At 47.2% G+C, this 22,472-nt stretch carries 19 protein-coding genes; 8 read left to right on the forward strand and 11 right to left on the reverse strand.

The features are described 5' to 3' along the window. Positions 1 to 222 precede the first annotated feature (222 nt). The 7 genes from NE536_RS16575 to nadK all read right to left on the reverse strand — a co-directional run bounded on the left by NE536_RS16575 (position 223) and on the right by nadK (position 10,983). The gene (locus NE536_RS16575; protein ID WP_261273378.1) at positions 223 to 1,401 is read right to left on the reverse strand and encodes an AAA family ATPase; all 1,179 of its coding nucleotides are present in this window, start codon (positions 1,399 to 1,401) and stop codon (positions 223 to 225) included. A gap of 349 nt (positions 1,402 to 1,750) precedes the next feature. Further along, positions 1,751 to 2,320, reverse strand: coding sequence for a LutC/YkgG family protein (locus NE536_RS16580; protein WP_261273379.1), 570 nt, complete (start codon positions 2,318 to 2,320; stop codon positions 1,751 to 1,753). A 1-nt stretch (position 2,321) separates the two neighbouring features. After that, positions 2,322 to 3,716 (reverse strand): lactate utilization protein B, encoded by a 1,395-nt coding sequence (locus tag NE536_RS16585; protein WP_063882646.1) that lies wholly within the window; start codon positions 3,714 to 3,716, stop codon positions 2,322 to 2,324. 10 nt (positions 3,717 to 3,726) lie between these two features. After that, positions 3,727 to 4,470: a (Fe-S)-binding protein gene (locus tag NE536_RS16590; protein ID WP_006085148.1), complete on the reverse strand. Its 744-nt coding sequence runs from the start codon at positions 4,468 to 4,470 to the stop codon at positions 3,727 to 3,729. A gap of 301 nt (positions 4,471 to 4,771) precedes the next feature. Beyond that, positions 4,772 to 7,576 (reverse strand): FAD-binding and (Fe-S)-binding domain-containing protein, encoded by a 2,805-nt coding sequence (locus NE536_RS16595; RefSeq protein ID WP_261273380.1) that lies wholly within the window; start codon positions 7,574 to 7,576, stop codon positions 4,772 to 4,774. A 76-nt stretch (positions 7,577 to 7,652) separates the two neighbouring features. Further along, the gene (locus tag NE536_RS16600; protein ID WP_261273381.1) at positions 7,653 to 9,296 is read right to left on the reverse strand and encodes an L-lactate permease; all 1,644 of its coding nucleotides are present in this window, start codon (positions 9,294 to 9,296) and stop codon (positions 7,653 to 7,655) included. Positions 9,297 to 10,104: 808 nt separating this feature from the next. Beyond that, positions 10,105 to 10,983, reverse strand: coding sequence for an NAD(+) kinase (nadK, locus tag NE536_RS16605; protein ID WP_106651138.1), 879 nt, complete (start codon positions 10,981 to 10,983; stop codon positions 10,105 to 10,107). 100 nt (positions 10,984 to 11,083) lie between these two features. Here nadK and grpE point away from each other — a divergent pair, with 100 nt between their 5' ends. Next, positions 11,084 to 11,704, forward strand: a complete 621-nt coding sequence (grpE, locus tag NE536_RS16610; protein ID WP_028760692.1) for a nucleotide exchange factor GrpE — start codon at positions 11,084 to 11,086, stop codon at positions 11,702 to 11,704. A 156-nt stretch (positions 11,705 to 11,860) separates the two neighbouring features. Here the strand turns inward: grpE and dxs are convergent, their stop codons facing one another. Genes dxs through xseB form a run of 3 tightly spaced genes read right to left on the reverse strand, consistent with a single transcriptional unit; the run spans position 11,861 to position 14,874 of the window. Continuing rightward, entirely contained in the window at positions 11,861 to 13,729 is a 1,869-nt protein-coding gene (gene dxs, locus NE536_RS16615) for a 1-deoxy-D-xylulose-5-phosphate synthase (protein ID WP_261273382.1), read from the reverse strand. Positions 13,730 to 13,750: 21 nt separating this feature from the next. Next, complete coding sequence (gene ispA / locus NE536_RS16620) at positions 13,751 to 14,632, reverse strand: (2E,6E)-farnesyl diphosphate synthase (RefSeq protein ID WP_261273383.1); 882 nt, start codon at positions 14,630 to 14,632, stop codon at positions 13,751 to 13,753. 2 nt (positions 14,633 to 14,634) lie between these two features. Next, complete coding sequence (xseB, locus tag NE536_RS16625; RefSeq protein WP_006080884.1) at positions 14,635 to 14,874, reverse strand: exodeoxyribonuclease VII small subunit; 240 nt, start codon at positions 14,872 to 14,874, stop codon at positions 14,635 to 14,637. Between the two features lie 314 nt (positions 14,875 to 15,188). Here xseB and pomA point away from each other — a divergent pair, with 314 nt between their 5' ends. The 3 genes from pomA (at position 15,189) to thiI (ending at position 18,505) form a co-directional block, all read left to right on the forward strand. Next, positions 15,189 to 15,956 carry a flagellar motor protein PomA gene (pomA, locus tag NE536_RS16630; protein WP_006085155.1) on the forward strand — a complete coding sequence of 256 codons (768 nt, stop codon included), beginning with the start codon at positions 15,189 to 15,191 and terminating at the stop codon, positions 15,954 to 15,956. A 3-nt stretch (positions 15,957 to 15,959) separates the two neighbouring features. Further along, positions 15,960 to 16,892, forward strand: coding sequence for a flagellar motor protein MotB (locus NE536_RS16635; RefSeq protein WP_106651134.1), 933 nt, complete (start codon positions 15,960 to 15,962; stop codon positions 16,890 to 16,892). Between the two features lie 158 nt (positions 16,893 to 17,050). Further along, positions 17,051 to 18,505: a tRNA uracil 4-sulfurtransferase ThiI gene (thiI, locus tag NE536_RS16640; RefSeq protein ID WP_006080887.1), complete on the forward strand. Its 1,455-nt coding sequence runs from the start codon at positions 17,051 to 17,053 to the stop codon at positions 18,503 to 18,505. Between the two features lie 131 nt (positions 18,506 to 18,636). On the opposite strand, the gene NE536_RS16645 is transcribed toward thiI, so the two are convergent. Beyond that, positions 18,637 to 18,879, reverse strand: coding sequence for a hypothetical protein (locus tag NE536_RS16645; protein WP_006080888.1), 243 nt, complete (start codon positions 18,877 to 18,879; stop codon positions 18,637 to 18,639). Positions 18,880 to 19,090: 211 nt separating this feature from the next. Between NE536_RS16645 and NE536_RS16650 the strand changes: the two genes are divergently transcribed. The 4 genes from NE536_RS16650 (at position 19,091) to rlmM (ending at position 22,342) form a co-directional block, all read left to right on the forward strand. Beyond that, complete coding sequence (locus NE536_RS16650) at positions 19,091 to 20,002, forward strand: transcriptional regulator GcvA (protein WP_006080889.1); 912 nt, start codon at positions 19,091 to 19,093, stop codon at positions 20,000 to 20,002. Continuing rightward, the gene (locus NE536_RS16655; protein WP_261273384.1) at positions 19,983 to 20,627 is read left to right on the forward strand and encodes an alpha/beta family hydrolase; all 645 of its coding nucleotides are present in this window, start codon (positions 19,983 to 19,985) and stop codon (positions 20,625 to 20,627) included. Before NE536_RS16650 ends, NE536_RS16655 begins: the two co-directional genes overlap by 20 nt. Before the next feature lie 58 nt (positions 20,628 to 20,685). After that, positions 20,686 to 21,078, forward strand: coding sequence for a DUF423 domain-containing protein (locus tag NE536_RS16660; protein ID WP_261273385.1), 393 nt, complete (start codon positions 20,686 to 20,688; stop codon positions 21,076 to 21,078). A 178-nt stretch (positions 21,079 to 21,256) separates the two neighbouring features. Further along, positions 21,257 to 22,342, forward strand: a complete 1,086-nt coding sequence (rlmM, locus tag NE536_RS16665; RefSeq protein WP_006085158.1) for a 23S rRNA (cytidine(2498)-2'-O)-methyltransferase RlmM — start codon at positions 21,257 to 21,259, stop codon at positions 22,340 to 22,342. Positions 22,343 to 22,472: the final 130 nt, after the last annotated feature.

Raw genomic sequence — 22,472 nt, forward strand, 5'->3', positions numbered from 1 at the left:
CCTTGCTTATCCAAATCAATCACTGCCCATTTATTTTATTGGGTGGGTTAGCATGTTTAAAATACACCATTTTTTAATGAGTTAGCTCAATTCATGTCTCAGCTTCAGCTCTTCAACTTTTAATGATTTTAATTTAAGCCATTATAGCTAGTGCAAGTTGTAGACAAACCAAAAGTGCATTATGTCGTTGATCTAAAATGGATGGCCAGATTTTTGCTGAAATCACACAGAATTATGGACACTACCATATCTTAAGTTCGCTCTACGATGGAGTTCATAGACTTCACAACCTAACAATGGCTCAGTTCTATTAAGCACTGCGCCAAAACGTTCAAAGTAGTCTTCATTAACTTGTTTTGCACTGATAAGTGGTACTTCAATACTGACATCTACACGACCTTTACGTATCAACGCAGGGTCAAGATTATCAAGATGATTTGTGGTCATTATGACAAGGCAGTCATCAAGAGGAATGATCCCGTCTAACGCGTTTAGTACGCCGCCTAAAGTGAGTGGTGGGTTATCTACATTGCTTTCAGCAGTACGTGATACTGTAGCCTTTACACAGTCACAATCCTCTATTAACAACATAGCTCCGGGCGCTACCTTTCTAATCGCCTTATGAATAGTGGCATCATTGACAGTCGATAGATTCAATATGTATAGATCGCGATGATACTCAACCGCTAAGGCCCTCGCTATACCCGTCTTACCTGTGCCCGTTTTTCCATGTAGTAATATGGTTAGCTTACTGACAACCGATTTTCCCCGACTGGCGAAGTTATCAACTTCCCTCATCAACTCCTGCTTAAACCCTTCATCTAGCACTAATTCACTAAAACCCGATGATTTCAATGTGCCGTAGCGACACCATTCGGTTTCCTCGAAAATATTCACTTTTGGCTCAGTAGAGATGTCCCCACGAGTATCTTCTAAAAAACTATGTAGTTTATCTTTTGCCCACCAGGGTGCACTTACAGTAATAGAATCGTATGCCATAGTACTATCGACCTTAGTACGGCTAGCCAACATGAAACAACCAGCGTATTTAAACAGGTGCATACCGTAGCCAATAGACTTAACACTGACACGCCCGTCGTAATTCACACCATAGTCAAAGTACACAGCCTCAGAGATAGAGCGTGAAAAAAACGGAATGGTAGTATTACTGATCAAAAAGGACAGCTTATTGAATATCTCTGTGCGCGCCTGATGGCTATCGTCTATAGTGAGCCGCACAAACAGTAGGCTACTGAGCCAACTTAACAGTTTCGCGGGGACATCTTTTAGCATGTAGCCTACGAGTCCAATTAACGTAAATGTTAATACTCCAACAATGACAGCCGTCAACAAAGGATCACCATTGGTGAGCGCCTTTATTTGTAGTAATACTTCGTTCATTTACTCACCTTTACTATAAATGCCTCATGGAGATAGTCGAGAATACGACCAGCCGCGTCGAGGAGACTCGCAAGGTATCCTCAGCATTGTGCTATCGCACCTGGTTAAAGCGACTTGATAAAGATCCTCTACTTATCACTAACGATTGCTTTAGGCTGCGGGGCTCATCAATGAGCTGGACAGCGCGGCCTTGCATCCACTGATTGACTTGCACAGCATCCGTGTTTAACAGCCCGTTCGCCATCTGATGCTAACGTTTAAATAAGAAAGCCGCCAAAAAAGGTCGGCTTTCGTGTTTCGATTGTCCCGTAACCTTTGTGTTTTCTTGGTTACATTAAATCTTGAGGTATCAGAGCAAATACACGTTCAAGCTGCAGGCGCCGTGAGCACCGACGACGAGGGCTTGTTCGATATCGGCGGTTTTTGAGGGACCCGCGATAAACACCCCGAACTCACCTGAGGCTAGCGTGATTTCTTTTGCCGCTTGATGCATGTTTGGCACAATTTTATCGGTTGGCAGGGCTAAGATCAGGTTTTCACAGATAAAAGGTGTCACTCTGTGGCCTAGATTCTTATTGTTAACCCAAATGGCACCGTTTTCGGCAACGCCAATGTCCCCTGGGATCACTGCATAATCTATGTTTTTGAGCTCGCGGGCAGTGGGTGGCATTTCACGGTTTGCCGTGACACCCTCTACAAGGGAGATGACCTGTAACCCTTGGGCGATATGTTCATCGACTTTGGCTTGCAGGGCGACTAAGCCACCTTCTTTATGCAGCGTACCCGCGACAGTATTGAGGTTGGTCTCGAACTGGCCGACGAGATTTTCGAGCCTTGGCGTCACATCTATGCTTGGCATAGGATGATTTGTTAAGGCCGACAGTTTGAGCGCATTGAGAATTTCAAGTTTACTAGACATCTTATAGGCTCCTGTGTTTCTTAAACCAAGCTTCGAAGCTGGAGTTCGGGGCGACGGGCAGTTCACGGTATTTACCCCATGCACCGCTAAAGGGTTTTAACAGACTACCCGGTAGAATGCGCAGCGCAGTTCTCGCCACACTCATAGAGCAGTTCAGCATGGTTTCGCTTGCCATAAATTTACCCACTAATGGCATGTAACTGTTTTTGCCATAGGGGAGTTTTCCAGCTTCGGCCTTAAGGCGTCTGTGGTGGAAAATAATCTTATCGAGCGGCACTTTAGTCGGGCAGATATAGGTACAGCTGCCACACAAGGTACAGGCCCAAGCAATCGAGTTAGTGTCATCAATCTTAGCGCCCACAGCGATGCCAATTGGGCCCGGAATGGTGTAGTTGTAGCTGTAACCGCCAGAGCGACGATACACAGGACAGGTATTGAGGCAACCACCACAACGGATACACTTCAATGATTCTGCAAGGATTTTATCCTTAAGCATCTCAGTGCGGCCATTGTCGACGATAATAATATGCATCTCACCTTCGGGCTGTGGGCCACGGTAAAAGGCGCTGTAAGTCGTAACAGGTTGGCCTGTGGCGTTGCGCGCCAGTGTGCGTAGCAAGACGGCTGCGCTATCGATATCGGGCACCACTTTGTCGATACCCATTGAATGCAACTGCAACTTAGGCAGGTTAGCGCCCATGTCGGCGTTGCCTTCGTTGGTGCAAACCACCACGGCGCCTTTATCGGCAATCGCCATGTTCACGCCTGTCATCGCGGCATCGGCGCTAAGGAACTGTTCACGCAGGTGGGCACGGGCGGCGCGGGTTAAATACAAGGGATCGGATCCCCCCGCTTTAGTGCCGATTTTCTCATGGAAGAGGTCGCCGACTTCTTCTTTCTTCATATGGATTGCGGGCACAACTATGTGTGATGGTGGCATTTTGGCGAGCTGAATAATCCGCTCACCTAAGTCGGTATCTATGACTTCAATGCCGCGCTGTTCTAAGTACGGATTGAGGTGGCATTCCTCGGTCAGCATTGACTTCGACTTCACCAATTTTTTGACTTTATGGCGGGATAAAATGTCATGGACGATGCGATTGTGCTCGGCGCCATCTTTGGCCCAGTGGACTTGTATGCCGTTGGCGATACAGTTTTGTTCAAAGGTTTCAAGATATTGAGCAAGATGGGTTAGCGTGTGCAGCTTAATTTCTGAGCCTAACTGACGCAGTTGTTCCCACTCTGGGATGCTACCCGCGGCGCGGTCGCGTTTTTCTCTGAGCATCCACAGGGCTTTTGAATGCCAGTCGACACGGGTTTCGTCGCGGCAAAAAATATCGGCTTTATGGGCATGGATCTGTGAGCCTTGAGCCCCGTGATTATGATTGTAAGCCATGGTGAGTCTCCTAGAGCGCGGCGTTCAGCACTTGCGCTATGTGGCGAATTTCAATCGGCAATTGCTGTCTGCGGATCATGCCATCGAGGTGCAACAGGCATGAAGGATCAAAACCTACGACATACTCTGCACCCGTTGCCGCGTGGGCTTGGGCCTTGTCTTTGCCCATTTTGGCTGACACTGCGCCCTCATCGACGGCGAACGTACCGCCAAAGCCACAGCATTCGTCACGACGGTCGGGATAGACTATGTCTATACCCGCAATATTGGCGAGCACGGCTTCGACTTTGTTAAATCTTGGCCCCATCTGCTCGCTTGGTGTCGCAAGGCTTAACATGCGAATACCATGGCAACTCAGTTGTAGGCTTACCTTGTGCGCGAAGGGCTTGGTAAAGGCGGGGATCGGCGCGATATCGTGTAAAAACTCCGTGAGTTCATAGAGCTTGTTGATCACAGCTTGCGCTTCAGGGCTGCTATCAAACTCGTGGAAGTTTTCTTTGGCGGCCACTAAGCAAGAGGCGGCTGGGCAAACAATAGCGTCGCATTCCACTCCCTTAAAGGCGTTGAGCAATTTAAGGGTGGTACTGCGCGCTGCATCGAAGCAACCCGAGTTTGTCATCGGCTGGCCACAACATGTTTGACCCGCGGGTAGAATCACTTGGTGCCCAAGTTTCTCTAATAATTCCAAGGTGGCAATAGCAACCTCTGGCATCATTTGATTGACTAGACACGGGATGAAAAGGGCGATTTTCATTGTGTTTTCTCTTTCTTGTTAGTGAACGACATTGCCTTGCATTGTGCCCCCAAAGTCCACACAAATGCTAAGGTAGTTGATCAAATATAGGCCTATCTAAAGTAAATAAGTAGCCCTAATTTAGTAAATGAGCTTGTAGATTTTTGCAAAAATGAAAATATTTTAAGTTTATGATTTTAATTGCTTTATTATGGTTTGATTTTGTAATTTAACTACAAGTTGAAGCGTGTCGGCCGATAAATGAGAATAGTTGTCTTCTAAAGAAAAACGGGGCTACTTTGAGCCCCGTTTAGTCAGTGTTTTAGCGGCTGCACTCTTCGAGTAGATAAGCCAAATGGCGATAGGAAATGCCACTGTGTTGAGTCAAACCGACCTCACACATACGGTTGGCGTAATAGCCTTCCTTAATCTCGACAGGAATGAGCTTTTTGATATTACGCAGTGCACTGGCGTTGATTTCTGGTTTATACAAGCCTTTTTCACCCGCGTAACCACAGCAGTCAATTCCCGCAGGTTTAAGCACTTGGGCTGAGCACGCATCGGCAATCGCCTGCATCTTAGGCTCAAGTTTCATCTTGCGGGCGCTACAACCTAAGTGCAGTGCTACATTGACTTTTTTGCTGATGTTGAGCTTAGTTAGCAAGTTGTCGTGCATAAACTCAACTAAGTCGATAATTTGTACTTTGGGGTTACCCGTGAGGGTGCGATAGGTACAAGACAGTGCATCGACGACCACAGGCAACTTGCCGCCGTTGGTCATTTTGCTCACAGTATCGATAAGCTCTTGGCGTTTGGCATCGGCATTTTTAAAGTCGCCCTTAGACTCCCACATTTGACCACAGCACAAATCGCGGGTCTTTTCAGGGGTAATCACGTTATAACCTGCGCGTTCCAGCAGGGTGACGACGACTTCGGGCAGAGTGCGGTTATCGGGATCTTTTGGCGTTGGGCCAAAGGTTCTGCCGCCACAAGCAGGGAAGTAGACCACAGTTTCTTGGCCCACTTTTGCAGGGGAGGGGTTTGGCAGTTTGCCGCCTTTGGGGAAATCCGGATTCCAATAGGGCACTTCTTTTGAAATCAAACGGCCGGTTTTCATTAGCGCATTGGTGATGCCATCGCCAGTGATTTTATGGATAACCCCGAGCATGTCAAAACCTGAGCTGATCACTTGGTTGACCGCGCCAAAATGTTTGGCTTGGAAATCTAAGACTTTTTGCTCAGTGGTCGTGATGTATGGCGTGCGCAACTTACGCACCAATTGGCCCATGCTGTTGTCAACCGGGCAGGCAATAGTACAAAGCTGACAGGCGGCGCAGGTATCAACCACATCGTACTTAGCGGCGGCGCGCATTTCGGCTGCGGCGGCTTTATCACCGGATTGCTCTAAGCGTTCGATTTCACGCAAAGTGGCGATACGCTGGCGCGGCGAGAAGTTCAGCGCCGATGTTGGGCAGGTTTTTTCGCAGAAACCACATTCGATGCACTTATCGACAAAATCATCGACCACAGGGCAGGGCTTGATGTTTTTAACGTGGACATTGCTATCGTCGTTGAGGATAACACCTGGGTTTAAGATACCATTAGGATCAAACACTTGCTTGATACTTTTCATCAGGGTGTAGGCATCTTGCCCCCATTCTTTTTCGACAAACGGCGCCACAGCACGGCCGGTGCCATGCTCGGCTTTCATTGAACCGTCGTACTTATTAATCACCATATCGGCAATATCGTCCATAAAGGCATGGAAGCGGTCGATATCGGCTTGGGTAGAGAAAGTCGGCGTAATAATAAAGTGGAAGTTACCCGCTAGGGCATGGCCATAGATACAGCCTTCAGGGTAACCATGTTTATGGAAAAGCTCAGTAATATCGTGTGCTGCTGCCGCTAGATGCTCGAGTTCGAAGGCTACGTCTTCGATAATGACCGAGGTGCCCTTTGGCCGCTCGCCACCCACAATGGGGAATAAGCCTTTACGCATTGCCCAATACTTGTCACAAACTGCTGGGTTAGTACTAAATTCCATTGGGCGAATAAAGTCAAAGCCGGCGAGTTTCGCGGTGACATCTTGGGTATAAGCCTCGAGGGTTTGCGCGTCATCGGCACGGGATTCGATAAGCAAAATAGCGGATAATGCGGGCAATTCCGATAACCAGTCCGGCATACCAGGCTTACCCGTTACCGCTTTGATAGATGGCCAGTCTAGGAGCTCAGCCGCTGCAACGCTCTCACCGTTGATCAATGGAATCGCGCGGGCGGCATCTTCCATATTGTGGAATACGGCCATGGCCGAGGCTTTAAATTTAGCCTCATTGACTGTGTTGTAGGTGACTTCGTTAATGAAGGCGAGGGTGCCTTCCATACCCACCATTAAATGATTAATGATGTCGAAGGGATCGGTAAAATCGAGTAACGAGTTGATACCATAGCCAGTGGTATTCTTGATCGAATATTTTTTACGAATACGGTCTGCCAATACCGCATTATGGCGAGTCATGTGTGACAGCTCTTTGACCGCCTCGAGTAGTTTGCCGTGGGTTTTAGCAAATTCAGCCTTTGATTTCTCACAGCCAGTATCTAGCTCTGTACCATCGACAAAAAGCAGCTTTGCAGAGGCGATCGTTTGGTAACTGTTTTGGGCAGTGCCGCAGCACATACCTGAAGCATTATTGGCAACAATACCGCCAATCTTAGCCGAGGCAATGGTCGCAGGATCGGGGCCAATTTTGCGGTTAAGTGGCGCCAATACGGCATTGGCATCGGAACCAATGACAGCGGCACCTAAGGTAATTTGTTTGGCATCGCTACTGACTTCAATCTTTCTAAAACCATCATGACCAAGAATGAGCAGTATGCCCTCACCGATAGCTTGGCCCGATAAACTGGTGCCCGCTGCTCTAAAAGTCACGGGCGCATTATGCTTCCTTGCTACCGCTAAGGTCTGTTTAACTTGCTCTAGGGTCTCGGCATGGACTACGACTTCTGGGACGATTCTGAAGTAACTCGCATCGGTGGACCAAGCAAAACGACGGACGGGATCATCCGTGACAGGGTGGTCGCCTAATTGCACTCTTAGATCATCGATGACCAATTTGTAGTTAATCGACATTGCATTGCTCTCTTTGTAAACTGACAGAAGTCGAAGTCATAGGTAGTGACTTCGACTGCTCAATTAAATCAATGAATTAGAAACCACCCCATAGGGTTGCAATAGTTCCTGCCAATAGGGCATAACCGATGGCAACCGGCATAGTCTTACGGATAATTTCTGATTCTCTACCCGCCATACCCACCACAGTGGCAGCGGCTACCACGTTCATTACGCACATCATGTTACCGGCGTTCGCACCTATACCTTGTAGTGCCAAAACCAATGTGTGGTTCATGCCAACATTGTCAGCCACACTGTATTGCAGACTGGAGAACATCATGTTCGAGAAAGTGGCTGAACCCGATAAGAAGGCACCAAAAATCCCTACTATAGGCGCCACCCATGCCCATACCGCCCCCATTGACTGGCCAAGCATATCGGCTAGGGCAACTGGCATAGAGGCAAGACCTGCACCATTAGCACCTGAGTTTAAGAAGATTTTCACCATAGGCACCGAAGCACCTAATGAAATAATGGTGGGTAACATGGACTTACATGACACACCGACCGTTTGCTTAATCGCAGGGCTTTTCATTTTGAACAGGAAGAAACCGAGAATACACACGGCGACGAAGAAGGCGCCTGGGGCGTATAGCGTCGCGAAGCTGGCCTTAAGTTCGGTTCCCATTAAACCTGTCCAGCTGATATTGAAGCTTGATAACCAGGCTTTAAGCGGCATAACTGTACGAGATAACACCAACAGCGCAGCCATGATGATATAGGGCGTCCAAGCGGCTATTTGTGAGAATTTGGCTGTGGCTTCAACCTTGACTCCCTCTTGACTGTCATTTTCGGCAAAATCATTCCAAGGGGTTTTAGGAAGCAAATAACCTTTGCGCGCAACAGGGATCACCAGTGCCATACCGATTAATGCACCGATAACCGCTGGGAATTCAGGGCCTGCGAGGTAGTTGATGATCCATGCGGGGACAGTAAACGCAAGACCTGCAAAAATCGCAAATTTCCAAATCGCTAAGCCTTCCTTAAAGGATTTATTGCGACCAAAGAATCCGGTCAGCATAGTCACCATGACCAGCGGGATTAATGAACCTGTGATTAAGTCGATAGTGATCATATGCATGACGATATATTGCGCGTAACCAGCATAGTTACCGCCATGTGCCGCAAATTGCTCCGCAGCCATGCTTACGCCACCTTGGATCAGACCCTGTTCCATCCCAAAGAGCACAGGTAAGCCAATCGCTCCAAATGATACGCAGGCTGAGTCGGCAATCAAAGCAACAACCGCAGCGGCAACCGGTGGTACGCCCAGCAGTACAAGCAGTGGCGCACCAATCGCGGCGGGTGTACCAAAACCGGCACTACCTTCGATAAAGGCGCCAAACAACCAACAAATGATAATGACCTGCACACGGGCATCGGCACTGATGTTAGTAAAGCCCGCACGGATGGTATCCATCGCACCTGAGTATTTCAGGGTATTAAGCAGGAATACCGCGCCGAAGATGATGGTTAATGGAGTGATGGCTGATAGCAGTCCCTCGAGGACCGATGCCGCCAGTAATGTGGTATCCATTTGCCAAATAAACACAGCGGCGAGCGCAGTGACTAGCATGGAAATGGGCATAGCCTTTGATGCGGGCATTCTGAGTAATACTAGAAATAGCATTACACTGAGCACAGGCGTCAAGCTGGCGAGGAGTTGAAGTATTGTCATGCTTGCCTCTTCATAAAGTGGTCTGTCTTATTATTGATATTAGAATTTTTCATCTGCCTTCATGTCGACTTCCCAGACCGATAAATCAGCAGTTAATACTGCAACGAGTTATGGTCTCGACATTCTGTGTTGTGTACTAGACGCTATTGTGGGCTTGACTAATATGATCTAGATCATCTTGGCTGCTATATGAAATGCTAATTTACAGTGCTGCGGGGTGCTTCTCTCAGGGGATTTTCTTATATGTGACAATGATCACTTAGACTCTTGGATGTATATCTACTTTGGTTATATAAAATTGAGTTTGTTGTTTTTCTGGTTATTAAAAGTAGAGCTATCACTCATATTTATCGTCATTATTGCAATTAACTGATCCATTTATTTCATTAATAGACTCTTAATGATTTTTTAAGACATTTTTAAGGTGTGATTAAGATCACGTAAGGCGACGCCGTAGAATTAGTGAAATTGCACTGAATATTATCAAGTGATTATTTTTATTGATTAAATTTATGGTTCGCTGATGTTTTTTTATAGTGACGCAGATCACCCTTTTTAACGTCGAAATTTTATTGTGATGTAAGTCACTTAATTAAATTTACTTTAATTTGAAATTAAATAACCGTTATTTAAGTCACTTTCAGTTTTTTGAATAGCGGGATAATTCTCTTTCTACGAACTCAAAGAGAACTTCTCGTCTTTAGCCGCCATTTTTATGGGAATATTTACAAAATAAAAAAGAGACGGAATACGTCTCTTTAATAGGGTAATTGGGTAAGTTATAGAAATAGGACAAATAAGCGCAGGCTTAAAACAACTTGCTGCCCCAGCCTAATTTTGTTCGCAGCACGTGGAAATAATTGTGACCTTTAGGATGAATTAAACGTAAACGTTCAGAGCTGCGGCGCACTATGATTTCATCGCCCGGTAACACGGCTAAATGCACATGGCCATCACAGCTGACTTCGAGGTTCTCGCCATTTTCAGGTGACACAACCATTTTTATCGTGCTGCAGGCATCGACGACAATCGGGCGACACGACAAAGTGTGCGGGAACATAGGCACTAAGATCAGGGCCTGTAAATTAGGCGTCAGGATAGCGCCGCCAGCGGAGAGGGCATAAGCCGTTGAACCGGTAGGCGTTGACACTATCATGCCGTCGGCACGCTGGCTGTACATAAATTGATCGTCAATATAGACCTCAAACTCAATCATGTGGGCAATTTTACCCGGATGGAGTACGGCTTCGTTGACGGCGGTATTGCTCGCCTTGAGCATACCGTGGCGATAGACTTCGGCTTCGAGTAAGAATCTGTGCTCGGTATCGAACTCACCGTCGAGTACCTTAGCGAGGGCTTCTTCAAAGGCATCGGGCGGCAGGTCGGTTAAGAAGCCTAAATTGCCGCGGTTAACGCCAATCACGCCTAAATCGAAGCGGGCTAATACCCTAGCTGCGCCAAGCATGTTACCGTCACCACCGACGACTATGGCTAAGTCGCAGCGCGCGCCAATTTCTAGCAAATCGACCGCCTCGATATTGGGCCCTAGTTCAGTAGCAACACGCTCTTCCACTAAGACTTCAAAGCCTTGCATTGTCAGCCAATGATGCAGACGTTTTAAGGTTTGGTTGGTCCCTTGGTGATGAGGTTTGCCGATAAGGCCGATAGTATGAAACTTTGTGGTCATATTTATGCTAGATCAGGCCTTAGGCCTTGAAACGTCAAAATTGATCCCCATAATATGCCCAGAGTATTTCAGAAACAAAGCATTTTTAGCTGGAGTGAAAATGAGCAACGAATCGATTAAAGCAGAACAGGATCTGATCCAAGAGGGTGTAGAGTCTGAAGTATCTACCGCAGAGGCAAGTCTGATCGATGAGCTTACCCAGGCCAATTTCCGTATTGAAGAGCTGGAACAGTTACTCGCTGAAGCTTTGGCGAAAGTTGAAGAGCAGAAGGATTCAGTTATCCGCGCCGCAGCCGAAGTCGACAATATTCGTCGTCGTGCTGCAATGGATGTGGAAAAGGCGAACAAGTTTGCCTTGGAAAAGTTCGCCAATGAACTTTTGCCAGTGCTTGATAACATGGAGCGCGCATTGATGGGGACTAACCCTGAAGATGAAGCGACGAAAGCGATTTATCAAGGTGTTGAGTTAACTCAAAAAAGCTTACTCACTGCGGTGGCTAAATTTGGTGTTAAGCAGATTGATCCACAAGGTCAGTCATTTAACCCTGATCAACATCAAGCGATTGGTATGCAGCCAAGTGCCGAGTTCCCTGCGAACACTGTGATGTTGGTGATGCAAAAGGGTTATGAGCTGAACAGTCGCTTGCTGCGCCCTGCTATGGTAATGGTGTCACAGGGTGGCCCTAACCAAGAAAGCGCAACGATAGATATCGAAGCTTAAGCTTTATTGGAACAGCCGCTGTTCTAACAGACAGCAACAAAAAAGGACTGCAATTGCAGTCCTTTTTTTATGGGCGAAATCTGAATCGGCAAACAGAATCGGTCAGCAGTACTTGACCTAGTTCTCGCTCTATTACGCCGCCAGCTATTGAATCGCTTATTGCGCTAGATAAGCATTGATTTGCGCCAGTATGCCTTCGGCATCCAGTTGCAAGTCATGGGTAACTTCCTCGGGTGAGCCATGTTTGATAAATTCATCAGGCAAACCAATCTGAAGCACGTCCTTGGGCATTCGCAGCTTTTGAAGCTGTTCAAGTACGCCAGTACCTGCGCCGCCCATGATGGCATTTTCTTCCACAGTGACGAGCACTTCGTGGGTTTGCGCCATCTCTTTGACTAAATCAACATCGAGCGGTTTTACAAAGCGCATATCGACAACCGTTGCATCTAAGCATTCGGCAGCGGTTAACGCCGAGGCTAACAAGGTGCCAAAGTTGAGAATGGCAATGCGTTTGCCCACACGTTTAATCACGCCTTTACCAATCGGTAATGCCGTCATCGCTTCGACTTGCATCGCTCCCGTGGCGCTGCCCCTTGGATAACGCACTGCACTTGGACCCGCATCATAGCAATAGCCAGTGTAGAGCATTTGACGACATTCATTTTCGTCCGACGGCGCCATGATCACCATGTTGGGGATGCAACGCATAAAGCTTAAATCGAATGCACCTTGGTGAGTTGGACCATCGGCACCGACAATACCGCCGCGATCGATAGCGAACAATACCGGTAATTGCTGTAGCGCCACATCATGAATAAGTTGATCGTAGGCGCGTTGCAGGAAGGTCGAGTAAATCGCCACCACAGGCTTAAAGCCTTCACAGGCAAAACCTGCGGCTAAAGTCACTGCATGCTGCTCGGCAATCGCCGCATCGAAATATTGTTTCGGGAAACGCTGGGAAAACTCAACCATACCCGAGCCTTCGCGCATCGCAGGCGTAATCGCTAACACTTTCTCATCTTGCTCGGCTATGTCGCATAACCATTTACCGAAGACTTGGGAAAAGGTCGGTAAACCGGGTTTGGTAGCCGGCTTTTTAAACAGCGACGGGTCAAACTTAGGCACCGCATGCCAACCGATAGGATCTTTTTCAGCAGGTTCATAACCACGACCTTTCTTCGTCATGATGTGCAGCACCTGTGGACCTTTCAGATTGCGCATATTACGCATGGTCTCGACCAGAGCATCAACATCGTGGCCGTCGATAGGACCGATATAGTTGAAACCTAACTCCTCAAATAGCGTGCCAGGAACGACCATGCCCTTGAGGTGTTCCTCAGTGCGTTTGGCCATTTCTTTGATGACGGGCATGCCTTTCAATACTTTCTTGCCGCCTTCGCGCAGCGTAGTGTAGAAACGGCCTGACATCAGTTGTGCTAAATGGTTATTGAGGGCGCCGACATTTTCAGAGATCGACATTTCGTTGTCGTTCAATACCACGAGCATGTCATTGTGCAAGTCGCCAGCGTGGTTCATGGCTTCAAATACCATGCCGCCTGTCATGGCGCCATCGCCGATCACGGCAACGACTTTACGACCCGCTTGCTCTTTCTCTGCGGCAATCGCCATCGCCAGTGCGGCGCTAATCGACGTGCCTGAGTGCCCAACGCTGAAAGTGTCGTATTCACTTTCTTCACGCCATGGGAAAGGATGCAAGCCATCTTTTTGTCTAATGGTGTGCATCTTGTCGCGACGACCCGTGAGAATTTTATGGGGATAAGCCTGATGGCCCACATCCCAAATTAGCCGATCAAAAGGGGTGTTGTAGACATAGTGCAACGCAACAGTGAGTTCCACTGTGCCGAGCCCAGAGGCAAAATGTCCGCTGGACATGCCAACAGACTTAAGAAGGAACTCGCGCAGTTCGTCGGCTACTTGTGGTAAAAGTGCCTGAGGAAGCTGGCGGAGTTCATTGGGGGTGTTGGCCTGCGCCAACACGGGAAACTGAGAAATGTCCAAACTCATAGCGAGATACTTCGACTCTTATTATATTCTTCGCTCAATGATATAGCGGGCGAAGTCTGCAATTAACTGGCTATTGTATGGCAATTTAGCCAGCGCTGATAGTGCCTCTTGGATCAGTTGTTTGGCGGTGTCTTGTGCACCTTGTAGTCCAAGTAGTTGTGGAAACGTACTTTTATTCGATTCAGTATCAGAGCCTTGCGGCTTACCGAGTTCTTCGGTGGTGGCTACGATGTCGAGGATATCGTCTTGTACTTGAAAGGCGAGTCCGACCGCATGGGCAAAATCCATCATAGCAGCATACTGATCTTTTGGCGCGTTTGCGGCGATTAAAGCTAACTCAACGGCGCAGCTGATAAGGGCGCCCGTTTTCATATTATGTAACTGAGTTAATGCTTTAAGATCAATATGTTTATCTGTTGAGGCTAAGTCTATCGCTTGGCCGCCACACATGCCACGATAACCTGAGGCTTTTGCTAATACTCTGACCATAGCGATATGTTGCTCGCTGCTGATCCCAGCTACCGCTTCGGTGACAATTTCAAAGGCTAAGGTCTGCAGTGCATCCCCCGCTAAAATGGCGGTCGCTTCATCAAAGGCGATATGCACTGTGGGCTGACCACGGCGCAGCTCATCATCATCCATGGCGGGTAAATCATCGTGGATCAATGAATAAGCATGGATACATTCAATGGCTGCGGCGCAGGCATCTAATTTTTCGAGCTCGACCCCAAACATGCGTCCGACACTGTATACGAGGAAAGGTCGAATGCGTTTGCCACCCAATAAGGCGCCGTAAGTCATGGCGGCTTTTAATTGGGGAGCGGTTTCTTCAAGCGTACTAAAACGCTGTTTTAATTGATTATCAACCCGTTGTTGATATTCTTGAATGGCACTGACTAACACGCTTATTCGCCCTCAACGGCATAGGGGGATAGGGGCGCATTTTCATCTTGTTTCAGTAAAATGGCCACTTTTTGTTGGGCTTGTTCGAGTTTTGCTTGGCTATTTCGAACCAGATTGATGCCACGTTCAAATTGTTTTAACGCGTCATCGAGGGAGATATCGCCTTGTTCTAGATCGGCAACAATGCGCTCAAGTTCGCCAAGGGATTCTTCAAAACTGAGATTTTCGGGTTTTTTCGCCACGTTTATGCTTCCTTTGATTTAGCGGACACAAGGTATATCAGGGCGGCTTAAGGGTCAAATTCAGACTAAAGATATTTGCTCAATAGCACGCTTTGTTACTGAATTTTTTTCAGAAAATATAAATTGTCGCTAAACTTGCTTAGTGTGTGTCCGATAACTGACAATAGTATCATCATTTGTATGGTAATTTTTAACTTGATAGACAAGGCTCGCATGTGTGTCGTTGGGATTATCTTACTCAGTGGAACAGCTGAGTCTTATTGCTTACCTAGGGTGAGTATTATGTCGTTTATTACGAAAAGTGAGGAGCCGTTGTGGATTTAGCAACAGTAATTGGAATTGTGGGTGCCTTTGGTTTCATCTTAGGGGCAATGGCCACCAGCGGCGGTTTAATGATTTTCGTTGATGTACCTTCGATTCTTATTGTTTTCGGTGGGTCCTTCTTCGTGGTGATGATGAAGTTCAATCTTAAACAGTTTTTTAGCGCGGTAAAAATCGCCGCCAAAGCGTTTATTTTTAAGATTGATAAGCCAGAAGATTTGATTGAACAGTCCGTGACTATGGCTGATGCCGCCCGTAAAGGCGGTTTTTTAGCTTTAGAAGAAGCGCAAATTACCAACAGTTTCATGCAAAAAGCCGTCGACATGCTTGTTGATGGTCACGATGGTGAAGTGGTGCGCGCTGCCTTAGAAAAGGATATTGCGCTGACTGAAGAGCGTCATCGTACTGGGATCGGCATTTTTAGAGCGTTTGGTGACGTAGGCCCGGCAATGGGCATGATAGGTACACTAGTGGGCCTTGTGGCCATGCTATCAAACATGTCAGATCCTAAATCCATTGGCCCCTCGATGGCGGTTGCGTTGTTAACTACCTTATACGGCGCTATGGTCGCTAACATGGTTTGTCTTCCTATCGCGGATAAGTTAACGCTTAGGATGGGTGAAGAAATGTTGAACCGTAACTTGATTATGGATGCGGTATTGGCGATTCAAGACGGACAAAACCCTCGGGTGATTGAAGGCTTCTTGAAAAATTATCTGGCTGAGAAAAATCGCAAAATAGATACAACGGACGGAGAGTAGCCCATGGCTAAGGCTAAGTGCAACTGTCCACCGGCCGGAGCACCGATGTGGTTGGCGACCTTTGCTGACTTGATGTCGTTGTTGATGTGTTTCTTCGTGTTGTTATTGTCATTTTCCGAAATGGACGTAATGAAGTTTAAGCAGATCGCGGGCTCAATGAAGTATGCCTTTGGTGTGCAAAATAAGGTGGAAGTCAAAGATATCCCGAAGGGGACTTCAGTAATTGCCTTAGAATTTAGACCAGGCCGCCCCGATCCCACGCCGATTGAAATCATCAACCAGCAAACCAATGAAATGACGGAACCTGTATTGGATTACCAAGCGGGTGAAGACGACAGTGCGGGCGGCGTACAGCAGCAAAGTGGTTCTCAGCGTGGCGGTGAAGCCACTGCGACGGCGCAAGAAGTGGCCGATGCGGTTAAAGCCGAAGCGGCAGCGGCGCAGGATAAGATCAATCAAGAAGTGAAGAAGATGGCGCAGGAACTCAATAAAGAAATCACCGATGGTGCGATAGAAATTGAGTCCTTAGGTCAGCAGATTATTATCCGTATCCGTGAGAAGGGCTCATTTGCCTCTGGTTCTGGCTTCCTTCAGCCTCGATTTAAACCTGTGGTGCGCTCTGTTGGCGAACTGCTAAAAGATGTGCCAGGGATTATTACGGTATCGGGTTACACGGATGATATGCAAATCAGCGATGAGCTTTATAGCTCTAACTGGGATTTATCCAGTAAACGTGCTGTGGCTGTGGCCCACGAGTTAGTACAAGTTAAAGGCTTTGATTCTAAAAGGATGAAAGTGGTTGGCATGGCGTCTAACAATCCGATAGTGCCAAATGATTCACCGGAGAATCGTGCCCGTAACCGCAGGGTGGAAATTGCCATTGAACAAGGTAAAGCCAAGGAATCTGATGAAATTCAGGTTGGCAATTCGCCTTAGATAGGCTCAATACGCGCTGTATCTAAAGCCGCAATTCTGTTGCGGCTTTTTTTATTGTACTAATGCAGACTTTTCCCTTTTTAGGTCGCTTGGGTATATAATCCTCCGATTATTCTTTTAACCAATTTTGCTGTTTTAAAATTGCCCGCGGAAATCCCATGAAGTTTATTGTAAAGCTGTACCCAGAAATCATGATGAAGAGCAAGCCTGTACGCATGCGCTTCACCAAAATGCTCGAAACCAACATACGTAATGTGCTCAAAAAAGTCGACGAAGACGCTAAAGTTCAACGTCAGTGGGACCGCATTATGGTTATGGTACCAAAGGATAAGCCTGAGTTGGCCCAAGCCTTCGGTGAGCGTCTGGCGTGTATTCCTGGCATTGCACACGTAGTGCAAGTGGATGAGTACAGCTTTGAATCTGTGGACGATATTTATCAGCAAGTCTTGCCTGTTTACCGTGACCAACTCGCGGGTAAAACCTTCTGCGTGCGAGTGAAGCGCACTGGCGATCACGATTTTAATTCTATCGAAGTGGAGCGTTACGTCGGCGGCGGCTTAAATCAGTTTACCGATGCTTTAGGTGTGCGTTTAAAGAATCCCGATATTACCGTTAACCTTGAAATTGAACGCGATAATCTTTACATGGTCACTAAGCGTATTGAAGGCTTAGGCGGTTTCCCGATGGCGACACAGGAAGATGTGTTGTCTTTGATTTCAGGTGGTTTTGACTCAGGTGTGTCTAGCTATCAATTTATCAAAAAGGGCGCGCGTACCCATTACTGCTTCTTCAATCTGGGCGGCGCACAGCATGAAATTGGCGTGAAGCAAGTGGCTTACCATTTGTGGAAAACCTACGGCGAATCCCATAAGGTGAAGTTTATCTCTGTGCCTTTTGAGCCTGTGGTCGCTGAGATTTTAGAGCGTATCGATAATGGCCAAATGGGCGTTGTGCTCAAGCGTATGATGATGCGCACTGCGGCGCGTATTGCCGACCGTATGGGCATTCAAGCCTTAGTAACCGGTGAAAGTTTAGGCCAAGTCTCTAGCCAAACGCTGACTAACTTGAACGTGATTGACCGCTGTACTGAGCTGTTGATTTTACGTCCGCTGATCGCCATGGATAAGCAAGACATTATCAACGAGAGCCGTAAAATCGGCACCGAAGATTTTGCCAAGTCGATGCCTGAATATTGCGGCGTGATTTCGCAAAAGCCAACGGTTAAAGCGGTATTAGCTAAAGTTGAAGCGGAAGAGAAGAAGTTCTCTGAAGATTTGATCGATCAAATCATCGCCCAGTCTGTCACGATTGATATCAGGGAGATCGCAGAACAAATGGATACTCGGATTACTGAGACTGAAACGGTCGCCAGTATTGATACCAACCAAGTGGTCATTGATATTCGCGCCCCTGAAGAAGAGGAAAGCAAACCGTTGCAAATTGAAGGCATCGAGATTAAACGTATCCCATTCTTCAAGTTAGCGACTCAATTTGCCGATCTCGATAAGCAAAAAACCTATTTGCTGTATTGTGAGCGTGGGGTGATGAGTAAATTGCAGGCATTGTATTTAATCGAGCAAGGCTACACTAACGTCAAAGTGTATCGCCCATAAATCCATGCAAACTTGCCCACTGACATGTCTTGTCAGTGGGAAGTGCCCATAGATCTTGAATACAAAAAAGCCGCATATCAATGCGGCTTTTTCTTTTGGTCTTCGCGGTGAAAACCTAAATTGGTGTTGTCTTATAAGCTGTTAGGCTTAACGACTTGCTGATTTGATGCGACATCATCTGCGGCAATCAATAGCGTGGCTTCTTGCAGCACTTCTTGGTGCATTTTATTCATTGCAGCAGTTAAGTCTGCAGTGATACTGGCTTGTAAGTCGCTAGTATCGATGACGATTTCGTCAACGAGTACATTAGCACTGGCATTTAAGCTGAGTGCTGAAATTATCGCTAACGCAAACGCTGATTTTAAATTAAACATAGTCGCCTCCGGGCTGACAAATTAACGCTGTCAGACATTCCCATCACCAACTTTGAGATTGTCCAACTAGGGTGTTTCATAGATATAAGTGTTTCGTGGATACCGCTGTTTCAATGGCGCAAAATTTAACCAAAATCACTGGCCTTTACAAACGATTAAATGTAACAATACGGATTAGAAAAACTAATTAAAAAACGAGACTGAGATCACTATGTCCAGACGATTACCACCGCTTAATGCGGTTAAAGCATTTGAGGCAGCCGCGCGGCATTTGAGCTTTACGCGCGCAGCAGAAGAATTGTTTGTTACGCAGGCTGCGGTGAGCCATCAAATAAAGGCATTAGAAGATTTCCTCGGATTAAAATTATTTCGTCGAAAGAACCGTTCTTTGCTTTTAACTGAAGAAGGGCAGAGCTACTTCCTCGACATCAAAGACATCTTTATTCAACTCGCCGATGCTACCGACCGATTACTCGCCCGCAGTGCGATTGGTTCACTGACGGTCAGTATGTCGCCCAGTTTTGCAATTCAATGGTTAGTGCCGCGTTTGGCAAAGTTCAGTGAGAAAAATCCCGATATCGATGTGCGTATTAAAGCTGTCGATACCGAAGCCAGCTCATTAACCGATGATGTGGATGTGGCTATTTATTATGGTCTAGGCAATTGGCCTGGTCTGCGCGCCGATAAGCTCAGAAACGAAGTGCTCATTCCTGTGTGTTCGCCCATGTTACTCAATGGCCCTAAGCCGTTGTCAAAACCGAGCGATTTAAAATATCACACACTATTACATGATATGAATCGTCACGATTGGCAGGCGTGGTTTAGACAATGTGGGATTAACGATATTAATGTGAACCAAGGCCCCATCTTCAGTCATTCGTCCTTGGTATTGCAGGCGGCGGCCCATGGTCAAGGCGTGGCTTTAGGTTACAGCGTACTGGCGCGTCCCGATATAAAAGCGGGGCGTCTCGTGTGCCCATTCCAAGAAGTCTTGGTCAGTAAAGATGCTTACTACTTGGTTTGCCAGCAGAATCACGCAGAGCTTGGTAAGGTCGTCGCGTTTCGCGAATGGATGTTAGACATGTTTGCTGAGGAGTCGCGTAGTGAGTTGTTGCCCGGATAAGCCAAGTTTTGTATTAGAGGGTGAGCCTGCGAGCACAATGATTTTATTGGCCCACGGCGCGGGCGCTAACATGGACTCTGAGTTTATGCAGGCCATGTCGGCGGGGCTTGTGGCTAAGGGCTGCCAAGTGATGCGCTTTAATTTTCCCTATATGCAGGCCAATGCCGTCGATGGCAAACGGCGTCCACCGGACCGCGCGCCTAAATTGCTCGCGTGTTTTACACAGATGCTCGATATCGCCCATTCACAACCTAAGGTCGAGCGTGTCGTACTGATGGGTAAATCTATGGGCGGGCGTATGGCGGCGTTATTAGCCTGCGATCCCGCGTTAGCTTCGCGCATCGATAGGGTGATTTGTTTAGGTTATCCCTTTGTGCCACTTAAAGGCGGCGAGCCTAGATTGGAACCTTTGAATGAATGCCAAGTCCCAGTATTAGTCGTACAGGGCGAGCGGGATAAGTTCGGTGGCAAAGAGCAGATCCCAAATTGGCTTTTGAAAGCTGAGATAGGATTGGCTTGGATAACCGACGGCGATCATAGTTTTGTCCCAAGAAAGTCGTCAGGCACCACTGAAGCCGCTAACCTTGCACGTGCCATTGATTTATCTAGCGATTTTATTGGTTAGCTTAATGTTGAGCGAATGAATGTTGAATGAGTTAAGCCCATTCCAGCAGGAGAGTTAAATGCGTAAAGGTCTATTGTTACTCGCCGCCGTGAGCGGATTTTTAGCCGTCGCCTTAGGGGCTTTTGGTGCCCATGGTTTAAAAGCAGTCGCACCACCGGATTTGATTGAGGTGTTTAATCTTGGGGTGCAATACCATTTCTACCATACCTTCGCCTTAATCATGGTTGCCTTTTCGGGCCAATGGTTAACCTCACGTTTATTGGATTGGTCAGCCTATTTGTTTATTGTAGGCATAGTGTTGTTTTCTGGCTCGTTATACGGACTGGCATTGTTTGGCACTAAGTGGCTTGGCCCTATTACGCCAATGGGCGGTGGGTGTTTCTTACTCGGCTGGTTATTATTTGCCGCTGCGGTATGGCGCCATAAAGTGATTGACGGTCACGAGTCTTAATCTCGATCATCAATTTGAGTTAACAGGCTTAGGACGCACCTAAGCCTTTTTTATTTCTCCAATCGCAATTCAAAGTTCCGCAAGTAGGCAAATAGGGCATTTGTGGATTGAAATTGGTATACTGACGCCCAAATCGATAGTCAGCCAATGCTTTGGCTTGGATTTCTCAGGGATCCCCATGAAAAACCTATTTTTATTTTGCCGCGCAGGCTTTGAAAAAGAATGCGCTGCAGAAATCCAACAGCGAGCCGGTGAGCTCAATGTGGGTGGCTTTGTTAAGGCCAACAATAACGACGCCTATGTCGTGTACCAATGTTTTGAAGATGACGCCGCAGATACGTTAGTGAAACAACTGCCTTTAGATTCGCTCATTTTCGCTCGCCAGATGTTTGCTGCCAGCGACTTATTAGTCGACTTGCCTGAAAACGACAGAATTAGCCCAATCGTGGCGGCACTCAGTGAAGTCAGCAAAGCGGGTGAAGTGCGGGTTGAAACGCCAGATACTAACGAAGCGAAAGAGCTATCGGCTTTTTGCCGTAAGTTCACTGTGCCTTTACGCCAGCATTTAAAAAAATCCGGCAGTTTGCTCGCGCAGGAAAATCCAAAACGTCCGATTATCCACGTGTGTTTTATCGGACCCGGCCGTGCCTATGTGGGTTATTCCTACAGCAATAACAGCTCGCCACACTTTATGGGTATTCCACGTCTGAAAATGGCGGCGGATGCTCCGAGTCGTTCTAGCCTGAAACTCGATGAAGCCTTTGGCCAATTCGTGCCTAAGGAAGAGCAAGAAGAGCGTATTCGCAGTGGCATGAACTCAGTGGATTTGGGCGCTTGCCCAGGTGGCTGGACTTATCAACTGGTGCGTCGCGGCATGTTTGTGTCGGCTGTCGATAATGGTCCCATGGATGAGAAACTCATGGAAACGGGCCAAGTGAAGCATTACCGTGAAGACGGTTTCCGTTTCGAACCACAGCGCAAAAATATCTATTGGCTAGTGTGCGACATGGTTGAGAAACCAGCGCGCGTAGCTGAACTGATTGAAGCTTGGGCGATTAACGGTTGGTTTAAGGAAGCTATTTTCAACCTTAAATTACCGATGAAGAGCCGCTATAAAGAAGTCACTGCCATTCTTGAGACCATGCAGACCATTCTTAAAGAGAACGGCGTGACCGATTTTAAAGTGCAGTGTAAGCATCTTTATCACGACCGTGATGAAGTGACTGTGCATTTATGGCTACGTCCTAATACTGCGTGGAATTAATTCCAGTGCTAACCTGCGTTGATCTTGCTGTCGCAATCACGCTAATCGTTAGGCGGCTTTAAAAACTACGCAAGTTTAAAGCTACGCAGTTTTAAAGTCATGCAGGTTTAAAAGCCAGATAACAAAAAGC

The sequence above is a fragment of the Shewanella septentrionalis genome (assembly GCF_025370265.1).
GTDB lineage: Bacteria > Pseudomonadota > Gammaproteobacteria > Enterobacterales > Shewanellaceae > Shewanella > Shewanella hafniensis.